The 24,616-nt window shown below is 70.9% G+C and carries 24 protein-coding genes and 1 pseudogene; 17 read left to right on the top strand and 8 right to left on the bottom strand.

Annotated features, from left to right (window positions below; translation table 11 throughout):
• The first annotated feature begins 32 nt into the window (after positions 1-32).
• From LJB74_RS19825 to LJB74_RS19815, 3 genes are all read left to right on the top strand, one after another.
• On the top strand, positions 33-308 hold the full coding sequence (locus LJB74_RS19825) for an HU family DNA-binding protein (RefSeq protein WP_259310127.1): 276 nt from the start codon (positions 33-35) through the stop codon (positions 306-308).
• Between the two features lie 184 nt (positions 309-492).
• Positions 493-906 carry a Fur family transcriptional regulator gene (locus LJB74_RS19820; protein ID WP_259310126.1) on the top strand — a complete coding sequence of 138 codons (414 nt, stop codon included), beginning with the start codon at positions 493-495 and terminating at the stop codon, positions 904-906.
• A gap of 60 nt (positions 907-966) precedes the next feature.
• Complete coding sequence (locus tag LJB74_RS19815) at positions 967-2,016, top strand: low specificity L-threonine aldolase (protein WP_259310125.1); 1,050 nt, start codon at positions 967-969, stop codon at positions 2,014-2,016.
• Positions 2,017-2,091: 75 nt separating this feature from the next.
• Here LJB74_RS19815 and LJB74_RS19810 read toward each other — a convergent pair whose 3' ends face one another.
• Together LJB74_RS19810 and LJB74_RS19805 are read right to left on the bottom strand one after the other, a co-directional pair.
• Positions 2,092-3,969 (bottom strand): DEAD/DEAH box helicase, encoded by a 1,878-nt coding sequence (locus tag LJB74_RS19810; RefSeq protein WP_259310124.1) that lies wholly within the window; start codon positions 3,967-3,969, stop codon positions 2,092-2,094.
• 249 nt (positions 3,970-4,218) lie between these two features.
• Positions 4,219-4,635, bottom strand: coding sequence for a CoA-binding protein (locus tag LJB74_RS19805; RefSeq protein ID WP_259310123.1), 417 nt, complete (start codon positions 4,633-4,635; stop codon positions 4,219-4,221).
• Positions 4,636-4,783: 148 nt separating this feature from the next.
• Here LJB74_RS19805 and LJB74_RS19800 point away from each other — a divergent pair, with 148 nt between their 5' ends.
• The 10 genes and pseudogenes from LJB74_RS19800 to LJB74_RS19760 all read left to right on the top strand — a co-directional run bounded on the left by LJB74_RS19800 (position 4,784) and on the right by LJB74_RS19760 (position 10,284).
• On the top strand, positions 4,784-5,365 hold the full coding sequence (locus tag LJB74_RS19800) for a CDP-alcohol phosphatidyltransferase family protein (protein ID WP_259310122.1): 582 nt from the start codon (positions 4,784-4,786) through the stop codon (positions 5,363-5,365).
• Positions 5,365-5,736: a hypothetical protein gene (locus tag LJB74_RS19795; RefSeq protein ID WP_259310121.1), complete on the top strand. Its 372-nt coding sequence runs from the start codon at positions 5,365-5,367 to the stop codon at positions 5,734-5,736. Before LJB74_RS19800 ends, LJB74_RS19795 begins: the two co-directional genes overlap by 1 nt.
• 53 nt (positions 5,737-5,789) lie before the next feature.
• Positions 5,790-6,317 (top strand): DUF881 domain-containing protein, encoded by a 528-nt coding sequence (locus LJB74_RS19790; protein WP_259310120.1) that lies wholly within the window; start codon positions 5,790-5,792, stop codon positions 6,315-6,317.
• A 2-nt stretch (positions 6,318-6,319) separates the two neighbouring features.
• The gene (locus tag LJB74_RS19785) at positions 6,320-6,652 is read left to right on the top strand and encodes a small basic family protein (RefSeq protein WP_259310119.1); all 333 of its coding nucleotides are present in this window, start codon (positions 6,320-6,322) and stop codon (positions 6,650-6,652) included.
• 1 nt (position 6,653) lies between these two features.
• Positions 6,654-7,493 (top strand): DUF881 domain-containing protein, encoded by an 840-nt coding sequence (locus LJB74_RS19780; RefSeq protein ID WP_259310118.1) that lies wholly within the window; start codon positions 6,654-6,656, stop codon positions 7,491-7,493.
• A 107-nt stretch (positions 7,494-7,600) separates the two neighbouring features.
• Entirely contained in the window at positions 7,601-8,077 is a 477-nt protein-coding gene (locus tag LJB74_RS19775) for an FHA domain-containing protein (RefSeq protein WP_396125205.1), read from the top strand.
• Positions 8,078-8,112: 35 nt separating this feature from the next.
• Positions 8,113-8,877, top strand: coding sequence for a MerR family transcriptional regulator (locus LJB74_RS19770; protein ID WP_259310117.1), 765 nt, complete (start codon positions 8,113-8,115; stop codon positions 8,875-8,877).
• An 80-nt stretch (positions 8,878-8,957) separates the two neighbouring features.
• Positions 8,958-9,301: pseudogene (locus LJB74_RS19765) on the top strand (bifunctional nuclease family protein); the annotation flags it as partial.
• Positions 9,302-9,319: 18 nt separating this feature from the next.
• Positions 9,320-9,502: a hypothetical protein gene (locus tag LJB74_RS20730; protein WP_396125245.1), complete on the top strand. Its 183-nt coding sequence runs from the start codon at positions 9,320-9,322 to the stop codon at positions 9,500-9,502.
• 185 nt (positions 9,503-9,687) lie between these two features.
• Complete coding sequence (locus LJB74_RS19760) at positions 9,688-10,284, top strand: MerR family transcriptional regulator (RefSeq protein ID WP_310650879.1); 597 nt, start codon at positions 9,688-9,690, stop codon at positions 10,282-10,284.
• 51 nt (positions 10,285-10,335) lie between these two features.
• Here LJB74_RS19760 and LJB74_RS19755 read toward each other — a convergent pair whose 3' ends face one another.
• Complete coding sequence (locus tag LJB74_RS19755; RefSeq protein ID WP_259310116.1) at positions 10,336-11,106, bottom strand: ParA family protein; 771 nt, start codon at positions 11,104-11,106, stop codon at positions 10,336-10,338.
• Positions 11,107-11,260: 154 nt separating this feature from the next.
• Between LJB74_RS19755 and LJB74_RS19750 the strand changes: the two genes are divergently transcribed.
• The 3 genes from LJB74_RS19750 to LJB74_RS19740 all read left to right on the top strand — a co-directional run bounded on the left by LJB74_RS19750 (position 11,261) and on the right by LJB74_RS19740 (position 15,649).
• Positions 11,261-14,662, top strand: coding sequence for a pyruvate carboxylase (locus tag LJB74_RS19750; protein ID WP_259310426.1), 3,402 nt, complete (start codon positions 11,261-11,263; stop codon positions 14,660-14,662).
• Between the two features lie 53 nt (positions 14,663-14,715).
• Entirely contained in the window at positions 14,716-15,369 is a 654-nt protein-coding gene (locus LJB74_RS19745; RefSeq protein WP_259310115.1) for an MBL fold metallo-hydrolase, read from the top strand.
• A 106-nt stretch (positions 15,370-15,475) separates the two neighbouring features.
• Entirely contained in the window at positions 15,476-15,649 is a 174-nt protein-coding gene (locus LJB74_RS19740; RefSeq protein ID WP_259310114.1) for a hypothetical protein, read from the top strand.
• On the opposite strand, the gene LJB74_RS19735 is transcribed toward LJB74_RS19740, so the two are convergent.
• Together LJB74_RS19735 and LJB74_RS19730 are read right to left on the bottom strand one after the other, a co-directional pair.
• The gene (locus LJB74_RS19735; RefSeq protein WP_259310113.1) at positions 15,638-15,925 is read right to left on the bottom strand and encodes a hypothetical protein; all 288 of its coding nucleotides are present in this window, start codon (positions 15,923-15,925) and stop codon (positions 15,638-15,640) included. The two genes, LJB74_RS19740 and LJB74_RS19735, sit on opposite strands and share 12 nt — an antisense overlap.
• Before the next feature lie 520 nt (positions 15,926-16,445).
• Positions 16,446-17,432, bottom strand: a complete 987-nt coding sequence (locus LJB74_RS19730) for an aldo/keto reductase (protein WP_259310112.1) — start codon at positions 17,430-17,432, stop codon at positions 16,446-16,448.
• A 165-nt stretch (positions 17,433-17,597) separates the two neighbouring features.
• Between LJB74_RS19730 and LJB74_RS19725 the strand changes: the two genes are divergently transcribed.
• Entirely contained in the window at positions 17,598-17,942 is a 345-nt protein-coding gene (locus tag LJB74_RS19725; RefSeq protein WP_259310111.1) for an RNA polymerase-binding protein RbpA, read from the top strand.
• A gap of 120 nt (positions 17,943-18,062) precedes the next feature.
• On the opposite strand, the gene lnt is transcribed toward LJB74_RS19725, so the two are convergent.
• From lnt to LJB74_RS19710, 3 genes are all read right to left on the bottom strand, one after another.
• Complete coding sequence (gene lnt, locus LJB74_RS19720; RefSeq protein ID WP_259310110.1) at positions 18,063-19,625, bottom strand: apolipoprotein N-acyltransferase; 1,563 nt, start codon at positions 19,623-19,625, stop codon at positions 18,063-18,065.
• Positions 19,626-19,962: 337 nt separating this feature from the next.
• Complete coding sequence (locus LJB74_RS19715; RefSeq protein WP_259310109.1) at positions 19,963-21,606, bottom strand: amidohydrolase; 1,644 nt, start codon at positions 21,604-21,606, stop codon at positions 19,963-19,965.
• A 64-nt stretch (positions 21,607-21,670) separates the two neighbouring features.
• A complete protein-coding gene (locus LJB74_RS19710) occupies positions 21,671-24,568 on the bottom strand; it encodes an RNA helicase (RefSeq protein WP_259310108.1) in 2,898 nt (965 codons plus the stop codon).
• Positions 24,569-24,616: the final 48 nt, after the last annotated feature.

Raw genomic sequence — 24,616 nt, 5'->3', positions numbered from 1 at the left:
TCTCATTCCTACCGATAACAGGGAGCACATCTGTGAACCGCACCGAGCTCGTCCAGGCCGTGGCCGGCAAGGCCGACCTGAGCAACTCCGTTGCCGACGCCGCCCTCAAGGCCTTCCAGGAGGTCCTGGTGGAGCAGCTCGCGGCCGGCGAGGCTGTCACCATCCCGGGGCTGTTCGCCGTGGCTCGTGCCGAGCGGTCCGCACGGACCGGCGTCAACCCGCAGACCGGCGAGAAGCTGGAGATCCCTGCTGGCTTCCGGGTGAAGCTCACGGCGGGCTCGGCGCTGAAGCGCGCCGTCGCCAACTGACCCAGCACCGCCTGTGAAGGCCCGCCCCGCTCGTCGGGGCGGGCCTTCACGCGCATGTCCGGCCCGGTCCCCGGTTCCTTCGTGGGCTGCTTCTTCTGGCGGGCCGCGCACGACGTTCCGCCAGAGGTCGTTCACGTACGCTGACGATGGCCGTCGTCACGAGCGAGGGGAGTGAGTCAGCACAGTGCAGCGCAACACACGACAACGCACGGAGATCCTTGATCTCCTCGCCGATCTTGACGAGTTCCGCAGCGCGCAACAGCTGCACGAGATCCTGCGCGAGAGAGGCTCGACGGTCGGCCTCGCCACGGTCTACCGCGCGGTCCAGACGCTCTCCGAACGCGGCGACGTCGACGTCCTGCGGACCGCTGACGGGGAGTCGGTCTACCGACGCTGCGGCACGCAACGTCACCACCATCACCTGGTGTGCCGACGGTGCGGCAGCACCGTCGAGGTCGACGGTCCCGGTGCGGAGGAGTGGGCGATGAGTGTGGGGACCGCGCACGGCTTCAGCGAGATCACCCACACGATCGAGCTGTTCGGCATCTGCGCCGACTGCCGCGCGCAGCAGGAGCGCGAGACCGCGACGGAGGCCTGATCGCCGGCGCGATGACGGGGTGTGGTCTCGGACGCCGTCCTCGTCAGGAATGATGGAGACGTGACGACGCTCCATGACATCCACAAGCACGAGTTCGGCTCCGACAACTACGCCGGCGTCCATCCCGAGGTCCTGACGGCGCTGGCGGAGGCCAACGGCGGACACCAGGTGGCCTACGGCCGTGACGCCTACACCGAGCGACTGGGCGCTGTGATCGCCTCGCACTTCGGTGCCCAGGCACAGGCTTTCCCGGTCTTCAACGGAACCGGTGCGAACGTCCTCGCCCTGCAGTCGATGGTGCCGCGCTGGGGCGCCGTGATCTGCGCCGAGACCGCGCACATCGCGACGGACGAGAACGGCGCACCCGAGCGGGTCGGCGGTCTCAAGCTCCTGACCATTCCGACCCCCGACGGCAAGCTCACCCCGGAGCTGATCGATCGCGAGGCGTGGGGCTGGGGAGACGAGCACCGTGCGCAGCCCGGGGTCGTCTCCGTCACCCAGACGACGGAGCTCGGCACCGCCTACTCGCTCGACGAGCTCCGCGCTGTCGCCGACCACGCCCACGAGCTCGGCATGGCGGTGCACCTCGACGGTGCCCGCCTGGCGAACGCCGCTGCACATCTCGGCGTCTCCTTGCGCGCGCTCACCACCGACGTCGGCATCGATGTCGTGTCGCTCGGAGGCACCAAGAACGGGCTCATGTTCGGCGAGCTCGTCGTCGTCCTCGACCCTGCGCGGTCGACCGGGCTGACCTACATGCGGAAGGTCAACATGCAGCTGGCGTCGAAGATGAGGTTCATCTCGGCGCAGTTCGTCACCCTCCTCGAGGGCGACCTCTGGTTGAGATCTGCACAGCACGCGAACGCGATGGCCACGCGCCTCCGCGACGCGGTCGTCGACATCGACGGTGTCCGCGTGACGCAGTCGACCGACGCGAACGCCGTCTTCGCCGCTCTGCCAGCTGGAGCCGCCGACCGGATCCGAGAGCACGCGCAGTTCTACGACTGGGACCGGGCGACTGGTGAGGTGCGGTGGATGTGCTCCTTCGACACCACGCCCGCAGACGTCGACGGCTTCGCCCAAGCCGTTCGGGCCGTGCTGTCGAGCTGAGCCTGACCGGCCCGGTTCAGGACCGCCGCCGAGCGTGTGGCGGTCCAGAACCGGGGCGAGACTCCCAGAAGCTGATCAGCGCACGTTGCCGTGGTGGCGAGCGGGTCGATCCGTCGTGGGACGCCGGTCTCCCGTGTGCGCGTCGTTCGGACGGCGGTCGCCTGCGCGGTGCGTGCCCGGGCCCGAGGGACGAGCCGGGGCGTGGTGCGTGCCGCGCTCCGGCGGTCCGTCGTCGAGACGGATGCGCAACGGGCGCCCGGCGACCCGGGCCCGAGAGATGCGGTCGAACGCGTCAGGCGTGAGCCCGCCAGGGATCTCGACGAGGCTGAAGCTCGGGAAGATGTCGATCTTGCCGAGATCCTTGCCGACGAGCCCACCCTCGTTCGTGAGCGCCCCGACGATCGCGCCGGCCTGCGCACCGTGAGTGTGGCCGACCGCGAGTCGATACCGGGTACCGGTCGACGGGCGCCTGTTCGGGCTCCGGTCGGCCCGCGCACCCTGGCTGCCGGAACGGGTGTCGTGCTCGGGGGAGAGCCGTGCCCGGCTCAGGGCGTCGTCGAGGTCGTCGTTCGCGGGACGGGCGACAGGCCCGTCGTCACCCACCGCGAGAGCCGCGATGACGGCCACCAGGTCGATCGGGTCCGTGCCGGGGTTCTGGGCGAGGAAGACGGCGACGGCCTCCCGGTACAGGTCCAGCCGGCCCGCCTCCGTCCGCTGCGCCACGCGACCGAGGAGCTGGAGCACGCGGTGCTCGGAGACCGCGGCCGGCGACGGGATGGCGACCTCCTGGAGCTTCTGGCGCGTGATCCTCTCGATGGACCGCAGGCGACCCTGCTCGTTCGGCGTCACGAACGTCAGCGCCTCACCGGTGCGGCCGGCCCGGCCGGTGCGCCCGATGCGGTGCACGTAGCCTTCGGGCTCGGTCGGCACGTCGAAGTTCACGACGAGCCCGATCCGGTCGACGTCGAGGCCACGAGCCGCGACGTCGGTGGCCACGAGCACGTTCAGCGCACCCGACCTCAGCCGTTCGACGATCTTCTCCCGTTCGGCCTGCGCGACGTCACCGGAGATGTAGGCCGCGGAGATCCCGCGCTCGACGAGTGCGCTCCCGACCTCCTCGGCCGCACCGCGGGTCCGCACGAACACGATCGCCGCGTCGGCGTCGGACACCGCGAGCACCCGGGCGAGGGCACCGGTCTTGTGCCGGTACGGGACGACCGCGTACGTCTGGCGCACGCTCGTCACCGTCGAGGACTGCCTGGTCACAGCGATCTCGACGGGGGAGCGGAGGTGGTTCGCCGCGACGGCGCGGATCGCCGGCGGCATGGTCGCCGAGAAGAGTGCGACCTGCCGCTCGACGGGCGCTGCCGCGAAGATCTTGTCGACGTCCTCGGCGAAGCCCATCCGCAGCATCTCGTCCGCCTCGTCGAGGACGAGGAACCGGACGTCGTCGAGCCGGAGCGTGTGTCGTTCGAGGTGGTCGATCACCCGACCGGGGGTGCCGACCACGACCTGCGCGCCCCGCTGAAGAGCACGCTGCTGGGGGAGGAACGGCGAGCCACCGTAGACCGCGAGGACACCGAGCCCGGGCAGCTCGGTCGCGAAGGACTCGATCGCCTCGGCCACCTGCATCGCGAGCTCACGGGTCGGGGTCAGGACGACCGCCTGGACCTGCCGGACGGCCGGGTCGATCGCGGCGAGCAGCGGCAGGCCGAAGGCCGCGGTCTTGCCGGTCCCGGTCTGTGCGACACCCGTGATGTCACGACCGGCGAGCAGTGCCGGTATGGCCTGCTCCTGGATCGCGGACGGCGTCGTGAAGCCCAGACGTGCGATGGCGCGGAGCAGGGGCTCGGGGAGGTCGAGGTCCGCGAAGGTCGCCTCCGTCGTATCGCCGACGGCAGTCACGTCCGCGGGCGCGTCCGCGGGCACAGGGGTCTCAAGGGCAGAGGGCATCGTCAAGGTTCACCGATCGCTGAGGCAGGAGCATCACGTGGGAGGTCAGGGGGACCACCCACGGGTCGCCATCCCGAACACACCTCGGCAGTGGGTGCCTGTACCTTCCAGACATCCCGCCGCGACCCAGAACACCAGGGGAGCGACAGACTCCATGAGTAGGCCCATCCTACGGGACGCCGACCCTGCCGCTGCGGTGACGTCCCCCACAGTGCCGCGGGCGTCAGCCGTCCCGGCGCATCGCGGCGCTCACACGAGTCCGCACCGCGGCGCCTCGATCGCCGGGCAGGCGTCCATCACCACGTCGAGACCGGCCGCCCGGGCACGCGCGGCAGCAGCATGGTCAACTACCCCCAGCTGCAGCCAGACCGCCCGTGCACCGATCGCGATCGCCTCGTCCACGACGGCGCCGGCGAGCTCCGGACGCACGAAGACGTCGACCACGTCGATGCTCCCCGGGATCTCGCTCAAGGACGCATATCCCGGGGCGCCGTGGACGGTCTCGGCCCGCGGGTGCACCGGGACGATCTCGATCGCCAGGGACTCCTGGAGGAACCGCGCGACCCCGAACGCGGCGCGACGCTCGTTGCCGGACAACCCCACGACGGCCCACCGCCGCGTGGTCGTGAGGAGTCTCCGGATCGTCTCGCGGTCGCCAAGGTCCACCGGACCAGCCAAGCACATCCCGTACGCACCGACACACCTGCCGGTCCGGCACGCGAAGGCGACCGGGAGACCTGAGCCGGTCGGTCCTGACGACGTAAGATCACGCAAGGTCCGACGCAGGACGACCACATGAGGACGAAGGGGCACGGTGCCAGCGAAGTCGGGGGACAGCTCGCGGATCGTCACGATCCCGAACGCGATCAGCGCCGTGCGCCTGCTGTTCGTCCCGGTCTTCGCGATCCTCCTCGCCCGGCACGACGACGCCTGGGCGTTCGTCGTGCTCGCGCTCTCGGGGGCGAGCGACTGGCTCGACGGCGTCCTCGCACGTCGGCTCCACCAGGTCTCCGAGCTCGGGAAGATCCTTGATCCCGCAGCCGACCGGCTGTTCATCCTCGTGACACTGGTGGCCCTGGCGTGGCGTGACGTCGTGCCCTGGTGGCTCGTCGCCGCGATCGTCCTTCGAGACGTGCTCATGGGGGGGCTCCTGTTCCCGCTCGCGCACCGGGGGTACGGCCCTCTTCCGGTGCACTTCGTCGGGAAGGCGGGGACCTTCGCTCTCCTCTACGCGCTCCCGCTCCTGCTGCTCGCCCAACGTCCCGATGCCTGGGGTACCGCGGCTCTGGTGCTCGGCTGGGCGTTCGCGTGGTGGGGCATCGGTCTGTACTGGCTGGCCGGAGCCCTGTACGCCACGCAGGCACGACGCCTGCTCGGGGCGACAGGGGCCACGTGATGAGCGTCCGTCCCGTCGACGCCTCGATGAGCATCCTGACCGAGGTCATGCGGCACCCGCTCGACCCGGGCTACGCCGAGGCGACCGCGCACCGGTCCGACCCGGGCTACCGGCGCCCGGCGCTCGCGCGCCGCGTCACCGTCCTGGTCGTCGCCGTCGCTCTCGGTGCCGCGACCACTGCCGCGGCGGTCTCGCTCAGAGCACCTGAACCGGCTGTCCTCGCGGCGCGCACCCTGCTCGAGAAGCAGATCACCGAACGAACCTCCCAGGCTGCTGCACTCCGCGCCAGCAACCAGGCCCTGAGCGACGAGGTCGTCAAGCTCCAGGGGAGGCGCTCGCTGCTCAGGACCCGGCACTCATCGCCCGCCTGAAGAGCGGCGAGGTCGCCGCGGGCGCGACCGCCGTCACCGGTCCGGGTCTCCGCGTGTCCCTCGCCGATGCCCCGGCCGATGCGGCGGGCGACGTCCCGGCCGACAACATGGTGCAGGACGCCGACCTCCAGACGGTCGTGAACGCGTTGTGGGCCAGCGGTGCGGAGGCGATCGCGATCAACGGTCAGCGTCTGACCTCGCTGACGGCGATCCGGAGCGCAGGGAGCGCGATCCTCGTCGACCTCGTGCCCCTCACCGGCCCGTACACGGTCGATGCGATCGGTGACCCGACGACGATGCAGACCCGGTTCGCGCGCACACCGGCGGCGTCGCAGCTCGCGTACCTCCGCACGACCTGGGGGATCAGCACCAACGTCGCGGTCGTGAAGTCCCTCACGCTGCCCGGAGCCGGAGCGCTCACGGTCCGGTACGCCATGCCGCTGGACCCGACCGCCACGACCACCTCCAGCACCGTGGGCGCGACCCTGCCCGCGCTTCCGACGGGGAGTGTGGCATCGTCTGACAGCGAGACAGCAGCCCAGGGTCCACCGGGGGCCTCGCCGACGAACGTGGGGAGCTAGCAGTGATCGCGGTGCTCGGACTCATCGCAGGTGTCGTGGCGGGCCTGTGGCTCGAGCCGACGGTCCCCACGGAGCTGCAGCCGTACCTCCCGATCGCCGTGGTCGCGGCGCTCGACGCCCTGTTCGGTGGTCTTCGGGCCAAGCTCGACGGGATCTTCGACGACCGCGTGTTCGTGGTGTCGTTCCTGTCGAACGTCGTCGTCGCGGCCCTCATCGTGTTCCTCGGGGACCAGCTCGGCGTCGGGAGCCAGCTCTCGACCGGTGTCGTCGTCGTCCTCGGCATCCGGATCTTCTCCAACGCCGCGGCGATCCGCCGTCACCTCTTCCGGGCCTGACATGACGCCTGACCACCGCAGCGACACCCCGACCGACGCGATCCCGCTGGCCTCCGGCAGGACGGCGACCCCGCCGACGGTCGAGGACGACGCACGGGTCGAGGCCTCCGCGCCGCTCGCGTCCGCGTGGCGTTCGCTCGCTCGCGGACTGAGACCCCGGGCGTCGCGGGGTCAGATCCTGGCCGGCGTCTTGTGCGCGTTGCTCGGGTTCGCCGTGGTCGCGCAGGTCCGTCAGACGCGCGTCGAGGGTCTGTCGAACCTGCGGCAGTCGGACCTCGTGCGGATCCTCGACGACTCGACGCAGCGCTACGAGCAGCTCCAGCGCGAAGCGGCGACCCTCGAGCAGACGCGTCAGCAGCTGCTCTCCGGGTCGGACAAGCAGAAGGCGGCACTCCAGGCAGCGACGCAGCGGGCCGCGACGCAGGGGATCCTCTCCGGCAGGCTGCCGGCGCACGGGACCGGGATCGAGATCACTCTCGTCCAGCAGTCCGGGCGCATCCCCGCGATGGACATGCTCAACATCCTCGAGGAGCTGCGCAACGCCGGCGCGGAAGCGGTTCAGCTCAACAACCAGCGGCTGACGGCGAGCAGCTACTTCACCGACAGCTCGTCCGGCGTCGTGGTGGACGGCGTGGCGATCCAGGCGCCCTACACCTGGATCGCGATCGGCGACCCGGACACGATGGCCCCGGCTCTCGAGATCCCCGGGGGTGCGATGGCGACGGTACGTCACGACGGTGGCCGTGACACGATCGCACGCAAGGCAGATGTCCAGGTCACTGCCGTGAAGCAGATCTCGGCACCGCAGTACGCGACCCCGCTCTCGGGCGACGGGAAGTGATCCTGGACCCGCTCCGGGAGTAGTGCCGTCCGCCCGGCCCTGCGCATAGGCTGTGCCATGACCAGTTCATCCACACGGTGGTGTGGCACCCGCGCTCAGGAGGCGTCGTGACGGAGACACCGCACCCTCAGAGGCCGAGCGCAGACACGACGATCAGCCTCGGACACTTCGACATCACGGAGCCCGAGGCACTCACGCCGATCGGTCTGACGGCGGAGGAGGTCGCTGCGGTCTCGGCGCTGCCGCGCACGTCGGCCCTGCTGATCATGCAGCGCGGACCCAGCTCCGGGGCGCGGTTCCTGCTCGACGCCGAGCGGACGGTCGCCGGTCGCAGCCCCTCCGCGGACATCTTCCTCGACGACGTCACGGTGTCCCGCAAGCACGCGGAGTTCGTGCGCGAGCTCGACGACTTCGTCGTGCGCGACATCGGTTCGCTCAACGGCACGTACGTGAACCGGAACAGGATCGACTCCGTGATCCTCAAAGCCGGCGACGAGGTTCAGATCGGCAAGTACCGCATGACGTTCCACCCGAGCCCCGCACGTGACCATCAGCGGCGGGACGACGCCGCGGACGGCTCGTGAGCGCAGCGAGGCCCGAGCGGTCGCGCGGGCCTTCGGTGAGCGCGTCCGCCACGGAGGTCGGGCAGGCAGACCGCCCCGCGCCCGCGGAGAGCGAGCGCTGGCCACGGGGCATCTCTCGGCACGCCACGATGCGGATCTCGGACGTTCTCGCGGCGCTGCGGATCGAGTTCCCCGCGGTGACCAACTCGAAGCTGCGGTTCCTCGAGGAGCACGACCTGATCGAGCCCGTCAGGACTCCGTCGGGATATCGGCAGTACAGCCCCGCCGATGTCGAGCGCCTGCGCTACGTGCTACGGCAGCAGCGCGATCGTTACCTTCCTCTCAAGGTGATCGGCGAGCAGCTCGACGCGCTCGACGCCGGGGTCGAGGACTTCACGTTGCCGCACGCCCGCCTGGCGGCCGAGGACGGCGTGACCCAGCGGCCGGCGGGTTCGGGTCGTCTGACGGCGGCCCGTCTGGCCGAGGAGGCCGCGGTCCCGTCCGAGCTGATCGACGAACTCGTCACGGCGGGGGTGCTCCGGCCCGAGCCGGGCGGCCGCTTCGAGCCATGGGCCCGCGAGATCGTGATGCTCGCGGCATCGCTCGGCGAGCACGGCATCGATGCCCGGCACCTGCGGTCGTTCCGTGCCGCCGCGGAGCGGCAGGTCGACCTCGTGGAGCAGGTCGTCGCGCCTCTGCGGGGTCAGACCTCCGCGTCGTCGCGGGCGCATGCGGGAACGGTGGCGGCCGAGCTCGGCGAGCTGTGCGCGCGTCTGCACACGGCCTTCGTCCGCGCCGGCGTCGCGGACGTCGCGCCCTGAGTGGTCTCCTGATACCTCGGATGGCGGACTCGCCCGAGTCTCGCGGCGACGACGAGGCCCTTGACACGTAGCGTGGTGACATGGCGAACGGCGAGGAGCTCGTGACGGTCGAGGTGGTCGGTGTGCGCCAGCACGTCGCCGCGGATGAGCTCGTCGTCCTGCTGTTCGACCCGGCCTCGTCTCTCGTCGTCCCGATCCTGGTCGGGCCCGCGGAGGCGAGTGCGATCGCGACGGTCCAGGCCGGGGTCGTGCCCCCTCGTCCGATGACGCACGATCTCATCTGCTCGCTGCTCGAGGCGTGCGGGACCCAGCTCATGCGCGTCGAGATCACCAGCCTGATCGGGGGGTGTTCCACGCCGTCCTGGTCCTGTCGAACGGCGCTCGGGTCGACTCGCGTGCGTCCGACGGGATCGCTGTCGCGCTCCGGACGAAGAGTCCGGTCATGTGCTCGGCTGTGATCGTCGCGGTCGCCGGCGTCGAGGTCAGCGCGGCCGGCGGCACCGAGGAGCACGAGGTCGAGCAGTTCCGTGAGTTCCTGGAACGCGTCGCCCCGGAGGACTTCGAGACCGGCACCGAGCCGGGCACGGAGGGCCCGTCGTCGACAGATCCTTCACCTTCCGGTTGAAGGTGAGACACGCCTGCCGCGACACGCCGAAATCCTGCGGGGCCCGCGTCGTTGACGCCCCTGTGGGCCGGGCCTAGCGTTCAGGTAGTCATCCTCCCCGACACGCGTGCGACCACCGGTCGCACACACCGGCGGGAGGACGGCACCCGCCGGACGGTCGGGTGCACCAGCGGAGCGGAGGACGCGTGAGCGGCAGCGGTGAGAGCATCGAGGCCTCCGGCGGCATTCCTCAACGAGCGCAGGGGCTGCTCTTCGGTGACGAGCTCCCGGACCTCGACACGACGACGGGCTACCGCGGCCCCACGGCGTGCCGTGCCGCTGGCATCACCTACCGCCAGCTCGACTACTGGGCGCGAACGGGGCTCGTCGAACCCACCGTGCGACCGGCGACCGGGTCGGGGACGCAGCGGTTGTACAGCTTCCGGGACATCCTGGTGCTCAAGGTCGTCAAGCGCCTGCTCGACACCGGTGTCTCGCTCCAGCAGATCCGCACGGCGGTGTCGCACCTGCGCGAGCGCGGGGTCGACGACCTCGCCCAGATCACGCTCATGAGCGACGGTGCGAGCGTCTACGAGTGCACCTCGGCCGACGAGGTCATCGACCTGGTGCAGGGCGGCCAGGGTGTGTTCGGCATCGCTGTCGGCCGGGTGTGGCGTGAGGTCGAGGGGACCTTGGCGGCGCTGCCCACCGAACGTGCCGACAACGACGGTGCCGGCGCCTCGGCGAGCGAGACGGCCCAGGACGAGCTGAGTCTTCGTCGTCAGGCGCGCACGGCGGGCTGAGGCCACGACCCCTGGGGGTCGATGTCTGCCTCGAGCGCGGCTTCTGCCACGTCAGCGAGGCGCCCGGAGTGCACGCTCGAGGAGAGCGTCGAACACCGCGGCGAGGTTCGCGGATGCGCGGCTCGGCCAGGTGTGCACCGGCTGCGCCGCACCCTGCGCCTGCTGGAGCGCCGCCCGCTCGGGGACGCTCGGCGTGAGCACCAGTGGCCCGTAGAGGTTGCGGAGCTCCTCAAGCCGGTAGCTCTGCTCGCTCGACCGGGCCTGCACGCGGTTGACCACGATCCCGAGGGGCTGGAGCGCGGGCGCCGGTCCACGTCTCAGGTCGTCGATGGTCCGGAGTGCACGGCCGACCGCCATCACCGAGAACAACCCGGGCTCGGTCACGACCGCCGCCCGGTCGCATGCCCGCAGTCCCGCGCGCGTGAGCCCACCGAGCGACGGCGGGCAGTCCACCAGCACGAGCTCGTAGCCGGAGAGCCACGAGAGCGCGTACGAGAGGCGGTCGAGCTCCTGGCTGTCGTCGTCCGGACCGTCATGCAGGGCCGACCGAGCCGAGCCCGGGAGGACGTCGAGCCCGTGCGGCGCCCATCCGCTCGCCACGACGGTGCCACGGACCGTCTCCGGCGACGGGTCCGCGAGAACACCTGCCACGTCCGGGATCCCGAACTGGGGGACACCGAGAGCCATCGTGCAGTCACCCTGCGGATCGAGGTCGACCACGAGGGTGCTGATGCCATGGGCGAGGGCGGACGAGGCCAGCCCGAGCGTGACCGACGTCTTGCCCACGCCACCCTTGAGGCTGCACACACCGAGGACCAGCACGGGTACACCGTAGTCGCGCACGGCGGGACCGAGCACAATCAACGCGACGGTACCGGAACCGCGACGGGCCGACGCCCACGGTCCGGACCGTTCGGTGCCGTCGCCGCACCCGCCGCTAGCGTGGGTGATCTCGATGACCGAGAGTGGGTGGAACGTGTTCTCGAAGGTGCTTGTCGCCAACCGCGCCGAGATCGCGGTGCGGGCGTTCCGTGCGGCGTACGAGCTCGGCACCCGGACGGTCGCCGTGTTCCCGCACGAGGACCGGAACTCCGTCCACCGTCTCAAGGCGGACGAGTCGTACCCGATCGGCACACCTGGACATCCCGTCCGCGCGTACCTCGACATCGACGAGATCGTCCGTGTCGCCCTTCACTCCGGTGCCGATGCGGTGTATCCCGGCTACGGGTTCCTCTCGGAGAACCCCTCGCTCGCCCGTGCGTGCGTCGCCGCCGGACTCACGTTCATCGGTCCTCCGGCTGACGTGCTCGAGCTCGCCGGCCACAAGGTGCAGGCCCTCGAGGCGGCGCGCGCCGCGGGGATCCCCGTCCTTCCGTCCAGTGCGCCGTCTGCCGACGTGACGACTCTGCTCGGGGCGGCGGAGACGGTGGGGTTCCCGCTGTTCGTCAAGGCGGTGGCGGGTGGCGGCGGTCGCGGGATGCGCCGTGTGGAGACTCCCGCGGACCTGCCCGGTGCGCTCGCCGCCGCGATGCGGGAGGCGGATGGCGCGTTCGGCGACCCGACCGTGTTCCTCGAACGCGCGGTCCTCCGTCCGCGACACATCGAGGTCCAGATCCTGGCGGACGCCTCCGGCGAGGTCGTCCACCTGTTCGAGCGGGACTGCTCGGTGCAGCGCCGTCACCAGAAGGTGATCGAGATCGCCCCTGCCCCCGATCTCGACCCGGCGCTGAGGGACCTGCTGTGCCGCGACGCGGTGACATTCGCGCGGAGCATCCGCTACCAGAACGCCGGCACGGTCGAGTTCCTCGTCGACACGGTCGGTGAGCGAGCGGGGCAGCACGTCTTCATCGAGATGAACCCGCGGATCCAGGTCGAGCACACCGTGACCGAGGAGGTCACCGACATCGACCTCGTCCAGGCCCAGATGCGCATCGCCGCTGGTGAGAGCCTGGCGGATCTCGGCATCAGTCAGCAGTCCGTCCGCGTCAACGGGGTCGCGCTGCAAGCACGCATCACGACCGAGGACCCGTCGAACGGCTTCCGACCCGACACCGGACGGATCATCGCGTACCGGTCTCCGGGCGGCGCAGGAGTGCGGCTCGACGGCGCAACCGCGTCGGCCGGGTCGGAGGTCAGCGGGCACTTCGACTCGATGCTGGTCAAGCTCACGTGCCGTGGCCGTGACCTCCCGACGGCGGTGGCCCGCGCGCGGCGCGCACTGGCGGAGTTCCGCATCCGTGGCGTCCGCACCAACATCGCATTCCTGCAGGCGGTCCTCGCCGATCCGGGGTTCGTCGGGGGTCAGCTGTCGACCAGCTTCATCGACGAGCGCCCCGTGCTCCTCGAGACACGGACGAGCGCGGACCGCGGTACCCGGCTGCTGAGCTACCTCGGTGACGTGACGGTCAACCGTCCGCACGGACCGCGGCCGACCGACTCCGTCGAACCGCGGTCCAAGCTGCCCGAGCTCGACCTCGGTGCCGCGCCGCCGGACGGGTCTCGACAGCAGCTCCGCGCGCTCGGCCCTGAACGGTTCGCGGCAGAGCTCCGCGGCCGGACGGCCCTCGCCGTGACGGACACGACGTTCCGCGATGCCCATCAGTCCCTCCTCGCCACCCGGGTGCGCACGTCCGACCTGGTCGCTGCGGCGCCGTACACGGCACGGCTCCTCCCGGGACTGCTCAGCCTCGAGGTGTGGGGCGGTGCCACGTACGACGTCGCGCTGCGGTTCCTCGGGGAGGACCCGTGGGAGCGTCTCGCGGCCCTTCGTGACGCCGTGCCGACCCTCGCACTGCAGATGCTGCTGCGCGGACGGAACACCGTCGGCTACACGCCGTACCCGGCGAGGGTCACCGAGGCGTTCGTGCAGGAGGCAGCGACGACGGGGATCGACATCTTCCGCATCTTCGACGCCCTGAACGACGTCACGCAGATGCGTCCGGCGATCGACGCCGTGCGGTCGACGGGCACCGCCGTTGCGGAGGTCGCGCTGTGCTACACCGGCAACCTCAGCGACCCGGCCGAGGACCTCTACACCCTCGACTACTACCTCGCTCTTGCCGAGCGCATCGTCCAGGCCGGTGCGCACGTCCTCGCGATCAAGGACATGGCCGGGCTCCTGCGCCCCTCGGCCGCGACCACCCTCGTCACGGCCTTGCGTGAGCGGTTCGACGTGCCGGTCCACCTGCACACGCACGACACGGCCGGCGGCCAGGTGGCGACCTTGCTGGCTGCCGCGGCGGCAGGGGTCGACGCGGTCGACGTCGCCAACGCGGCCATGGCAGGGACGACGAGCCAGCCGTCGATGTCGGCCCTCGTCGCGGCTCTGGAGCACACCCCGAGAGACACCGGTCTGAGCCTCCGGGCGGCGTGCGACCTCGAACCGTACTGGGAAGCCGTGCGGCGGCTCTACCGCCCCTTCGAAGCCGGTCTCCCCGGTCCGACGGGCCGGGTGTACGACCACGAGATCCCCGGCGGTCAGCTCTCGAACCTCAAGCAGCAGGCAATCGCTCTGGGCCTCGGCGCGCGGTTCGAGGAGATCGAGCTCATGTACGCGGCAGCCGACCGGATCCTCGGCCGGCCGGTCAAGGTGACGCCGTCGTCGAAGGTGGTCGGTGACCTCGCGCTCCACCTGGTCGCCCGCGGTGCCGACCCGGCGACATTCGAGGCGCAGCCTGAGGGCACGGACCTCCCGGCGAGCGTCGTGGGGTTCCTGGCCGGTGAGCTCGGTGTCCCGCCAGGCGGGTGGCCCGAGCCGTTCCGCTCGCGTGCCCTCGCCGGCCGAGTGGCGCGCCCGGGCGTCACCCCGCTCACCGAGCAGGACGAGCGCGACCTGGCCGGTGGATCGACGTCTCGCCGTGACCGGCTCAACCACCTGCTGTTCCCCGGCCCGACCAAGGAGTACGAGGCCACACGTGCGTCGTACGGTCACGTCAGTGTGCTGAGCACCCTCCACCACCTCTACGGGATGAACCCGGGGGAGGAGGTCGAGATCGAGCTGGAGAAGGGGGTGCGGCTGCTGGTCGGCCTCGAGGCGATCGGGGAACCTGACGAACGCGGTCTGCGCACCGTGATGTTCACCCTGAACGGGCAGCTCCGTCCGCTCCAGGTACGAGACCGGGCGATCGACGTGGACGTCGTCACTGCCGAGAAGGCCGACCCTGGGCACGCCGGCCAGATCGCCGCACCGTTCGCCGGTGCGGTGACACCCGTGGTGCAGGAGGGGCAGACCGTGCAACCGGGGCAGACCGTTGCGACGGTCGAGGCGATGAAGATGGAAGCCGCGATCACCACCCCGGTCGGCGGGCGCGTCCGGCGGGTCGCGATCGGAGCGGTCCAGCAGCTCGAGGGCGGCGACCTCGTCATGATCATCGGCTGAGCGTCCGTCCACACACCCAGGTAGTCGTCAGCGCGGGGGAGGAGGATGGGGCGATGGAGACGACTCTGACCTTCTGGGGGCACGCGTGCGTGCAGCTCGAGCGCACGGGGCGCACCGTGGTGATCGATCCGGGATCGTTCAGCGACAGGACGCCACTCGCATCGGCCGACGCGGTCCTGGTGACGCACGAGCACGCTGACCATGTGGTCACCGGCGAGCTCGTCGACGCTCTTCGGAATCGTTCTCATCTTGAGGTATGGGCTCCTGCCGGCGTGATCAGCACGCTCGTCGCCGCCGGTGCACCGGGGGAGCGGGTGCACACGGTCTCGGCCGGCGACCGCTTCGTCGCAGCGGGCTTCGATGTCGCGGCGACCGGTGAGGTCCATGCCCTCATCCATGCCGACGTCCCACGGGTCGCCAACGTTGCGTACGTGATCGACGGCGCCATCCTCCACCCGGGCGACTCGTTCACCGGCCCCGGCGCGGGGGAGTCGATCCGCGTGCTCCTCGCTCCGGTCGCGGCGCCGTGGCTCGCCGTCGGCGAGGTGATCGACTTCGTCCGCACCGTCGGGCCGGAGCTCGTCATCCCCATCCACAGCGCGGTGCTGAGCGAGGTCGGGAACGCGCTGGTGGATCGGCTCGTCGGCGGCATGGGCCACGCACCGTACCGGCGTCTGGCGGTCGGCGAGACGATCACCGTTCCCTGAGGACACTGTTCCCTGAGGACGTCAGCGACGTGCTGCGGCGACGCTCCGTGCCGCGCGGGTCGCCACGGGTCTAGCGTGAGAGGTGACGCCGACCCTCGGAGGCACCGTGTCCGTCCCTACGCCCCAGAACCCCGATGTCACCCCGCAGGTGTTCGACGAGCTCGCGGTCCTCGAGATCGACGAGACCGTCCCGCCGCGGCCAGAGGAGGAGGTGGCCGACGTGGCGCGCTCCGCCCCGGACGTCCACGGCCACGGGGTTGCGCCGCCGTCAGCCCTGTGAGCGGACCTTCGCGTACGCGCGGAGCAGCCTGACCAGACCGGAGCCGGCGACCGCAGTACCGACGGCTGCCACCAACCAGTTCAGCCAGACGCCACCGTTCTGGAGCGCCTGCACCTGCATCACCGTGATGACCCCGCCGAGCACGAGGCTCAGGGTCGAGGACCACCACCACCGGTCCTGCAGCAGGATCGACGCGTTCTCGTCCGCCGGCTGGAGCTCCGTCGTGTCGAGCTCCGTCGCGTCGGAGTCATCAGGTCGTGCGGGTTCGTCTGGCATGTCACCAGGATGTCATGACCGGCGCGCGGCCCGGCGCCAGGGGAGCGGCTGCAGTGCACGGGCGCTGGCGGTGGTGTCAGCTCCGTCGGCTTCTCGTCGCCATAATGTCATAATGTGCCTTATCGGTGATATCGGGAAGAGGCGCCGATTGACCTCTCGTCGCGATCTGGCTCGGCGGGCGGACAGCGCGACCCGCCTCGATCCACCACGTCACGTGCGCGCACGACGTGAGTTCGCACGTGCAGCCCGACAGCCCCGACACGTCGCAGCGCCCGCAGGGATTCGCACGTCGTCGTCCACCACGACTCGTTCGCACAACCGGTCGAGCGCGTGAAGCTGCCGGCGCCCGATCGCGCGTGACGGGTGCGGTCTGCGCCGGGGTGCCGCCGCACGCCGCCTCGATGTACATCCGGTCAGCCGCGCGTCGACGGTGGAAGCCTCCGGACGGCACACGAGGCAGGCGTGGCACCGCGCGGGCGCATGCCATCGCGGCGGACTCCCCCAGACAATACTTTATATGTCAACTATTCGTTCGATCGGGGCTGGTCGCCCTATCGATCCGGCGAAGCTGATCGACGGTCGGCGACCAGCGCCCGGCCGCAGCGTTGGCGCGGACCTGATCCGGAGTTCGGGCTCCCGCGATCACGGAAGCGACCTCCGGCCGCGACGACAGCGCACCGATCGCCAGCGAGAGCAGCGTGACGCCCCACTCCCCCGCCAGCGCCGTCAACACACCGATCGTGTCGAAGTCGGCCGTCTTCAGGCGGTCCGGATAACGCTCGAGACGGGTACCGGCCGGCGCCTGCGCACCCCGCCCGTACTTGCCCGTCAGCAGCCCCGAGGCCAACGGGTAGTACGGGAGCACTCCGACACCGAACCGACGCGCCGCCGGGAAGAGGTCGGTCTCCGCGCCACGCCTCAGCAGGTTGTACTCGTTCTGCGCCGAGATGAACCTGACCGTCCCCTGGTCGCGCGCGGTCCAGTCGGCGTCGGCCACCTGCCACGCCGAGAGGTTCGAGGACCCGACGTAGCGCACCTTCCCCTCCGTGACGAGCTCGTCGAGAGCCTGCAGCGTCTCGGCCACGGGTGTCCGGGGATCGGGCGCGTGCAGCTGGTACAGGTCGACGTGATCGGTGCGGAGCCGCCGGAGCGACCCCTCGATGGCGCGCCTGATGTAGCGCCGAGAGCCGCGCGCTTCCCAGTCCGGACCGTTGAGGTCGCCGACGGCCATGCCGAACTTCGTCGCGAGCACGATCTCGTCGCGATGGGTGCCGAGAGCAGCACCGAGGAGCTCCTCGCTCTGCCCTGGCACCGAGCCGTACACATCTGCGGTGTCGAAGAACGTGATCCCCTCGTCGAGCGCAGCTGCGACGATCCCGTCGACAGTCTCGGGCGCCGCCGTGGCGCCGAACGTGTTGCAGCCGAGACCGGCGACGGACACCGTCAACCCTGAAGAGCCGAGTTGGCGGTATGATGAAATTTCGTGCCCGGCGATCTCAACGCTCATGCACCCCACCGTATCGAGTTTCGTGCGGCCGCAAGCACCACCCTCGTTCCGAGGCGACCGCCTACTGTTCACCGGACCTTCACGTGAGTTCGGAACACCGGCGGTACGCAGTTCGTTAAGACGTACGACTCATGCCCATGGCTACAGAGCACCACGGAGGTCCACATGGCGAACCGCTCATTGCGCGGTATGCGTATCGGTTCCCAGAGCATGGAGACGGAGGACGGCGTCGAGTTCGCTCCACGCATCCTCGCCCACTACGACGGCCCGGATGGTGAGACTGTCACGGTCCCGTTCTCGATCGAGGCCGATGTCCCGCTGACCTGGGAGCTTCCGGGTGGCCGGGAGGCTCTTCTCCGGGGAGCGGAGCAGCCGCAGCCGAAGGCGACCAAGCCTGCGCGCACGCACTGGGACATGCTCCTCGAGCGTCGCACCATCAAGGAACTCGAGGACCTGCTGGACGAGCGTCTCGCGCTCCTGCGGGCAGGGAAGCTGCGCCGCAGCGCCTGAGTCAGACACCGACGGGTCACGACAGAGCAGGAGCCGGCGCATCGCGCCGGCTCCTGCTCTGTCGTGACGAGGGCCGTCATGTGGCGTCGGCGGTCACGCACCCTCGTGTGCCGGGTACGTTCAGCTTGCGGTCGCCCGCACCCCGCGTCTGATCCGTGCGGCGCCGGTGCACCCGGCAAGGAGGACGATGGCCGCCAGCAGGTCGGCCACCCGTACCGGCCACGCTCCCAGCACCGCGGCCGGAGTGAGCGAGTGCCGAAGAGGAAGCTGAGCCACCAGCTGGGCCGGCGTGAACAGACCGGTGCGATCACTGACGACACCGTTGGGTGCGATCACCGCGCTGACGCCCACGGTCGAGATCTGCACCGTGGCGCGCCCCAGCTCCACCGCACGGAGCCGAGACATCGCGAGCTGCTGCGTCGACTCTGCCGTGAAGCCGAACGACGCGTTGTTCGTCTGCACCACGAGCACCTCGGCACCGGCACGGACCGCCGCACGAGGCAGCTCGTCGTACGCGACCTCGAAGCAGATCACGTCGCCGAGCTTCACCGTTCGTCCGAGCCGCGGCGAGGCCAACGGCACGACGCCGACCTTCGTTCCCGGAAGCATGTCCACCTGCACGAGGTCCACCGCCGACGAGAACGGGCGCAGCAGGCTGCGCAGCGGGATGTACTCCGCGAACGGCGCCGGGTGCTGCTTGGTGTAGCTGGCGACCACGCCCACACCCGGCTCCCAGAGCACGGCGGTGTTGTACCGTCCTCCGGTCTTCGGGTACTGGACCGTGCCGACGAGAAGAGGAGCGCCAACCGCCCGCGCGGCAGCGTCGATGGCCGCTGCAGCCGCCGCGTTCGCCTCGGGGTCGATGTCGGTGCCGTTCTCCGGCCAGAGGACGACGTCGAGGTACCCGGGCTTCACCTGGTCGAGGAGCGCCCGCGTCCCGGCGAGGTGGTTGTCGAGAACCTTCCCCGCCTGCGCGAACGCATCGAGCCCCGGCGTCGGGACGTTGCCCTGCACCGCGCCGACACGGAGTGTGCCGTCCTCCGCCTGGGTGTCGAGCGGGATGAGCAACGGGGCGACGACCACGACGACGACCACACCGATCGCGCCGAGCGCACGGCCGAGCCGCAACGTGCGGGTTGCCGTCAGGGCCAGCGCCGTCGCGACACCGATCAGGCACACGGCCGCGGAGACAAGCGGTGCACCGCCGAGCCACGCCAGCGCCAGCAAGGGAGAGTCGGACTGGGAGAACGCCAGGCGCCCCCACGGGAACCCGCCGAACGGAACACTCGAGCGGAGGTCCTCGACGGCAACCCAGAGGATGACGAACGCGCCTGTCTGCAGCGGGGCACTCCGCCAGATCACGGCGCCACGCCGCGCCCATGACCACACCGCGCCGAACACGGCGATGTAGCAGGCCTCGAACACCGTGAGGGCGAGCCACGGCACTCGTCCGACGGCGTAGTCCGCCCAGTTGATCTGCGGGGCGAAGAAGGCCAGTCCCCACGCCAGACCGACGAGAGCGTTCCACCGAGCGCTGTCACGGCCCATCGCCAGGAACAGGGCGGCGATCCCGAGGAAGGCGCATCCCCACCATCCGAGATCGGGGAACGCAGCCTCGGTCAGGAGACCACCTGCTACGGCGAGGACGACGGACCACCACCGGGTCGGTTCTCGCACAGGCACCGCCGAAGCGTACGCCAGGTCGCTGGAAGGGGAACTCCGGGAAGGCCCGCGTGTCCTTCGTGCCGGGCGCGCCCTCGATGGGCACCGTCCGTTGTCTACTGAACACGCGGGCCCAGCCGGTGTGGGCAACCGTCAGGATCCCCTGCGTCCACCTCCGCAGCTGCGGTGTGGAACATCTGAGAAGTTACTCATCTTGCGACTGCTGTCAAGGTGGCATTTGCCCAGGTGATGAACATCGCTGCAGGTCAACTCCCTAGTGGTGTCGACCGATCCCCGACGAGAGCTGGCGTGTCGCACGGCGTGTCGGCCTCGGGGCACCGGCACGCTGCCCGCCTGCTCAACCCATCTCGTCGAACAGGACGACGCCGTCGCGAAGGGTCCGCAAGCACACCGGGTCTGGTGCCCCCGGATCCAGATCCGGAAGGAGCGGGGTACCCGCGCGCGCATCCGTGCTCCACGCCGAGACCGTGCCGTCGCCACCTTGGACGGCAAGATGCTCCGCACGCCAGATGGCGAGATGGGCGGGAGCACCGACCCGGATCTGCCCCGCCCCGGTGTCGTCCAGGCCCGCCAGCCGCCACCCGGCCCGCGTGTGCGCGCGGAACGCCGCGCGGGCGGAGATGCGTTGGTCCGCCTGGTGGTGCCACACCGCCGCACGCACGCCCGCCCACGGGTCGAACGGCGTGATGGGCGAGTCGGAGCCGAAGGCCAGCGGGATACCCGCGGCGGCGATGTCGGCGAACGGGTGCAGCGCGGCCGCACGCACCGCGCCCAGCCGGGCCGCGAACATCCCGTCCGCGCCACCCCAGGTCGCGTCGAAGGCGGGTTGCATGCTCAGGCGCACACCCAGCAGGACGAGTGCCGCCAGGTGAGGCGCATCGATCATCGCGGCCGACTCCGCACGATGCCCCGCCGCACGGATCGCGCCGATGCCCTCGACCTCTGCGGCGGCGCGCACACCCACGAGGAGCTCGTCCATCGCCAGGTCACCGGTGACGTGGAGGCTCGCCTGGAGCCCGGCACGGGTCGCCGCGCCCACGTGGTTGGAGATCTGCTCCCCCGTCAGGTACAGGTCGCCCGTCGATGCGACGCCGTCCGCGGAGAGGTCCTGGTAGGGCGTCCGCAGTGCCGCCGTACGGGAGCGGAACGACCCGTCGACGTTCAGGTCGCCACCGATCCCGGTCAGGCCGGGGATCTCCGCAAGGAGCTCCAAGGCGTCGTCCGCTGTCACGCAGAGCTCGGCACGGTATCCGACCACCAGCGGCAAGCGCGCCCCGGGCTCCCGCGTCATGTCCAGCAGGGCACGAAGACCCTCCCTGGTGTCGATGTACGGAGCGCTGTGCTCGTGCACGGAGGCGATGCCGTGGGCAGCAGCCTCGGCCAGGGCGCGTCCGTAGAGGTCGTCGCGGCGACGGGTGTCGACCGACCGGGCGAACATGCGGGCGGCGTGGTGCGCCGCGCCCACCACCCGACCGTCGGAGGACCATCCCGCCTCGGCCTCCAGGCCGACGGTCGACGCGAGCGCAGGCGACACGACGCCCGAGTGCACGTCCACCCGCGCCAGGTAGACGCGCGCACCTCCGGACGCGCGGTCGAGCTCCTCACCCGTGGGGCCGCGACCCTCCGGCCACGAGGTCTCGTCCCAGCCGTGCCCGATCAGCGTGGCACCAGGCGCCAGCCCGGCAGCGGCGCGCGCGACCCGGTCCAGGGCGTCCCCGAGGCTTCGCACCCCACCACGCTCGGTGAGGTCCACGCCCTCGAGGACGAAGGCCGTCTCCAGAACGTGCGCGTGCGCGTCGACGAACGCCGGCGCGACGAGCGCACCGTCGAGGTCGACGACCTCGTCGGCGGAGTCGACCAGGCCGCTCGCGGTGTCGTCCGAGCCGAGCCACACGACGACGCCGTCGGCCACCAGGACCGCCTCGGCGAACGGGTCGGACGCCGAGTGGACCACGCCGTTGCGGTACAGAGTGCTGCTCACGTGGTCTGACGATAGGGCAGGCGCGCCTCTCCCACCCACCCGGGCCCCAGGAGGGCCCACTCCGCTACACGGACGAGTAGGCCACGACGCCTCGACGCAGCGACTGCACCGCGCGATGCGCCGTCAGCCGTACGTGGTCGTGCGGCGCCGCGTCGGCGATCTGGTCGAGGAGGTCGATCACCTGCTTGCACCACCGGACGAAGTCGCCCGCAGCCAGCTCGCTGCCTCGGAGGACGGCATCGAGGCTCCTCCCGTTGGCCCACCGGTGCACCGACTCGACCAGACCGAGATCGAGGGACCCGGTCGCCTCGATCCGGTGGGACGTCTCGAGGTCGTCGAGCTCCGACCAGATCCGGAGCGTCTCTCCGAGCGCGATCCCGAGGCGACTCTGCGGGCCACCGGGGATGCGTGGGTCCTCGTCACGGTCGTCCCGCCGCGCGGAGTACACGAGCGTCGAGACCGCCGCGGCGAGCCCGGGTGCGTCGAGCTCGTCCCACACGCCGCGGCGGAGGCACTCCGCGACCAGCAGGTCGTTCTCGGCGTACAGCCGACGGAGCCACTGCCCCTCGGGCGTGACGGTGCCGTCGAGGTAGCCCAGACCGGTGAGCACGTCGCAGATGCGGTCGAAGACCCGCGCGATCGAGCTCGTCCGGCCTTCGATGCGCGCCACGAGCGCGTCGTGCTCGTGCTGAAGGCGCCACCAGCGCTCCGCCCATCGCGCATGCGTCTCCCGGTCCGGGCAACCGTGGCACGGGTGGGCGCGCAGCTCGCGCCTCAGACGCTGCACCTCGGCGTCGTCCCCGCCGTCCGTGCGGTGCCGCTTCCGTGGATGCCTGCCTCCCGCTGGCCCGCCGTGATCGCGTGACGCGTCGCGGCCGCCGACCCGTCCCGAGTCGATGGCCGCCCGCAGGCGCGCAGCGAGGTCTCGGCGGCCCGCAGCGTTCCGCGGCGAGAGGTCACGCGGAACCCGCAGGTAGCCGACCTGGCGCGCGCCGTCACCGACGTCCGACGTGGTCAGTGTCCGCACCTGTCGCTCCGTCGTCAGGACGACCGGGTGCGGGCCGTCGAACTCGCCATCGGCACCCGGGTCGAGGACGACGGCATGCACGGTCCGCCGACCCGACGGGATCGCCAGGACATCACCTGCACGGAGACCGGTCAGCGTGGCCGCGATCTCGGCCCGACGCGCCGCGCCCGCCTGACGACTCAGCGCGTGCTCACGGTCGGTGATCGCCCGTCGCAGGGCGGCATACTCCGCGAAGTCCCCCCGGTCGCAGCGCATGGCCTCGGCATACCCCTCCAACGCCTCGGTGTGGGCCTGGGCCTGCCGTGCCAGGCCCACGACACCCCGGTCGGCCTGGAACTGCGCGAAGGACGTCTCCAGGACCTCTCGGGCCCGTTCCCTGCCGACCTGTGCCACGAGGTTGACCGCCATGTTGTACGTCGGGCGGAAGCTCGAGCGCAGCGGGTACAGCCGCTTCGACGCGAGCCCGGCCAGCGCGACGGGGTCCAGGCCGGGATGGTCGACGACCACCGCGTGCCCCTCCGTGTCGATCCCCCGGCGGCCCGCACGACCGGTCAGCTGGGTGTACTCCCCCGGCGTCATGTCGACATGACTGCGGCCGTCCCACTTCACGAGCTTCTCGAGCACGACGGAACGCGCCGGCATGTTGATCCCGAGGGCCAGCGTCTCCGTCGCGAACACGACGCGCACGAGCCCGCGGGAGAACAGGTCCTCGACAGTCTCCTTGAACAGGGGCAGCATGCCCGCGTGATGGGCGGCGATCCCGCGGGCCAGCGCGTCGCTCCACTCCCAGTACCCGAGGACGTCGAGGTCCTCGGCGGGAATCGTCGCGCACCGCTCCTCGACGATGCGGCGGATCTCGGCCTCCTGCGCGGGCGTCGTCAACCGCAGACCCGCAGCGACGCACTGCGCGACCGCGCCCTGGCAACCCGCGCGCGAGAAGATGAAGTAGATCGACGGGAGCAGGTGGGCCTCTTCCAGCAGGTCCACCACCGCGAACCGCGAGGTCGGACGGTGCCCACCGCCGGGGCGCATGCCGCCGGGTCCCCGATAGCCACGATCGCCCCGTCGGCCCGGGCCGCCACCTCGCGGAGTCTCGTCGGACGACCGGCGCCGGAGCAGCGCGGCCAGCTCGGGGTTGATCGGGGGGTTCACCCCCGGCGCGGTCGGATCCACATGGCCCGCGTACAGGTCGTGCAGGTCACCGCGGACGAGCACGTGCTGGCCGAGCGGGACCGGACGGTGCTCGGTCACGACCACGGCCGTGTCGCCCCGAACCATCTCGAGCCAGTCCCCGAACTCCTCGGCGTTGGACACCGTGGCCGACAGCGAGACCAGCTGGACGTCCGGGGCCAGGTGGATGATCACCTCCTCCCAGACCGGTCCGCGGAACCGGTCGGCAAGGTAGTGCACCTCGTCCATCACCACGTAGCCCAGGCCATCGAGCGTCGCGGACCCGGCGTAGAGCATGTTGCGCAGCACCTCGGTGGTCATGACGACCACCGGCGCCTCGCCGTTGACCGTCGTGTCTCCGGTGAGGAGACCGATCCGGTCCGCACCGTGCTGGCGCACCAGGTCCGCGTACTTCTGGTTCGACAACGCCTTGATCGGAGTCGTGTAGAACGCCTTGCGACCGGTCGCGAGTGCCAGGTGCACCGCGAACTCGCCGACGATCGTCTTCCCTGCGCCCGTCGGGGCGGCGACGAGCACCCCGCGGCCGTCCTCGACCGCCCGGCACGCCTCGACCTGGAAGTCGTCGAGCTCGAAGCCCACGGTCGTCCGGAACTGGGCCAGCGAGGTCCGGGACTCGGCAGCCCGCTGTCGCGCCGCCGCATACCTCTCGGCCGGACTGTGCGAGTCCGCTGACGCACCGGTGACGGAGGAACCCGCCGAAGCCGGCGACGAGACGGCGGACCGGGACCGCGCGGTGCTGGCCATGTCGTCAGCCTACGGTCAGTCGGCGTCACTCCGTCGCGACGCGGCACG

Origin of the sequence: Cellulomonas sp. P24 (assembly GCF_024704385.1) — a bacterium.
Lineage (GTDB): Bacteria > Actinomycetota > Actinomycetes > Actinomycetales > Cellulomonadaceae > JAJDFX01.
Note: the sequence above shows the minus strand (reverse complement) of the source record. Positions and strands in the feature narration are given on the sequence as shown.

Excerpts from the sequence above, each read along its gene's own strand:
- LJB74_RS19780 (WP_259310118.1), top strand. The coding sequence starts at position 6,654 with ATGACGCCTGACCACCGCAGCGACACCCCGACCGACGCGATCCCGCTG.
- LJB74_RS19795 (WP_259310121.1), top strand. The coding sequence starts at position 5,365 with ATGAGCGTCCGTCCCGTCGACGCCTCGATGAGCATCCTGACCGAGGTC.
- LJB74_RS19810 (WP_259310124.1), bottom strand. The coding sequence starts at position 3,969 with ATGCCCTCTGCCCTTGAGACCCCTGTGCCCGCGGACGCGCCCGCGGAC.
- LJB74_RS20730 (WP_396125245.1), top strand. The coding sequence starts at position 9,320 with ATGTGCTCGGCTGTGATCGTCGCGGTCGCCGGCGTCGAGGTCAGCGCG.
- LJB74_RS19745 (WP_259310115.1), top strand. The coding sequence starts at position 14,716 with ATGGAGACGACTCTGACCTTCTGGGGGCACGCGTGCGTGCAGCTCGAG.
- LJB74_RS19735 (WP_259310113.1), bottom strand. The coding sequence starts at position 15,925 with ATGCCAGACGAACCCGCACGACCTGATGACTCCGACGCGACGGAGCTC.
- LJB74_RS19730 (WP_259310112.1), bottom strand. The coding sequence starts at position 17,432 with ATGAGCGTTGAGATCGCCGGGCACGAAATTTCATCATACCGCCAACTC.
- LJB74_RS19725 (WP_259310111.1), top strand. The coding sequence starts at position 17,598 with ATGGCGAACCGCTCATTGCGCGGTATGCGTATCGGTTCCCAGAGCATG.
- LJB74_RS19710 (WP_259310108.1), bottom strand. The coding sequence starts at position 24,568 with ATGGCCAGCACCGCGCGGTCCCGGTCCGCCGTCTCGTCGCCGGCTTCG.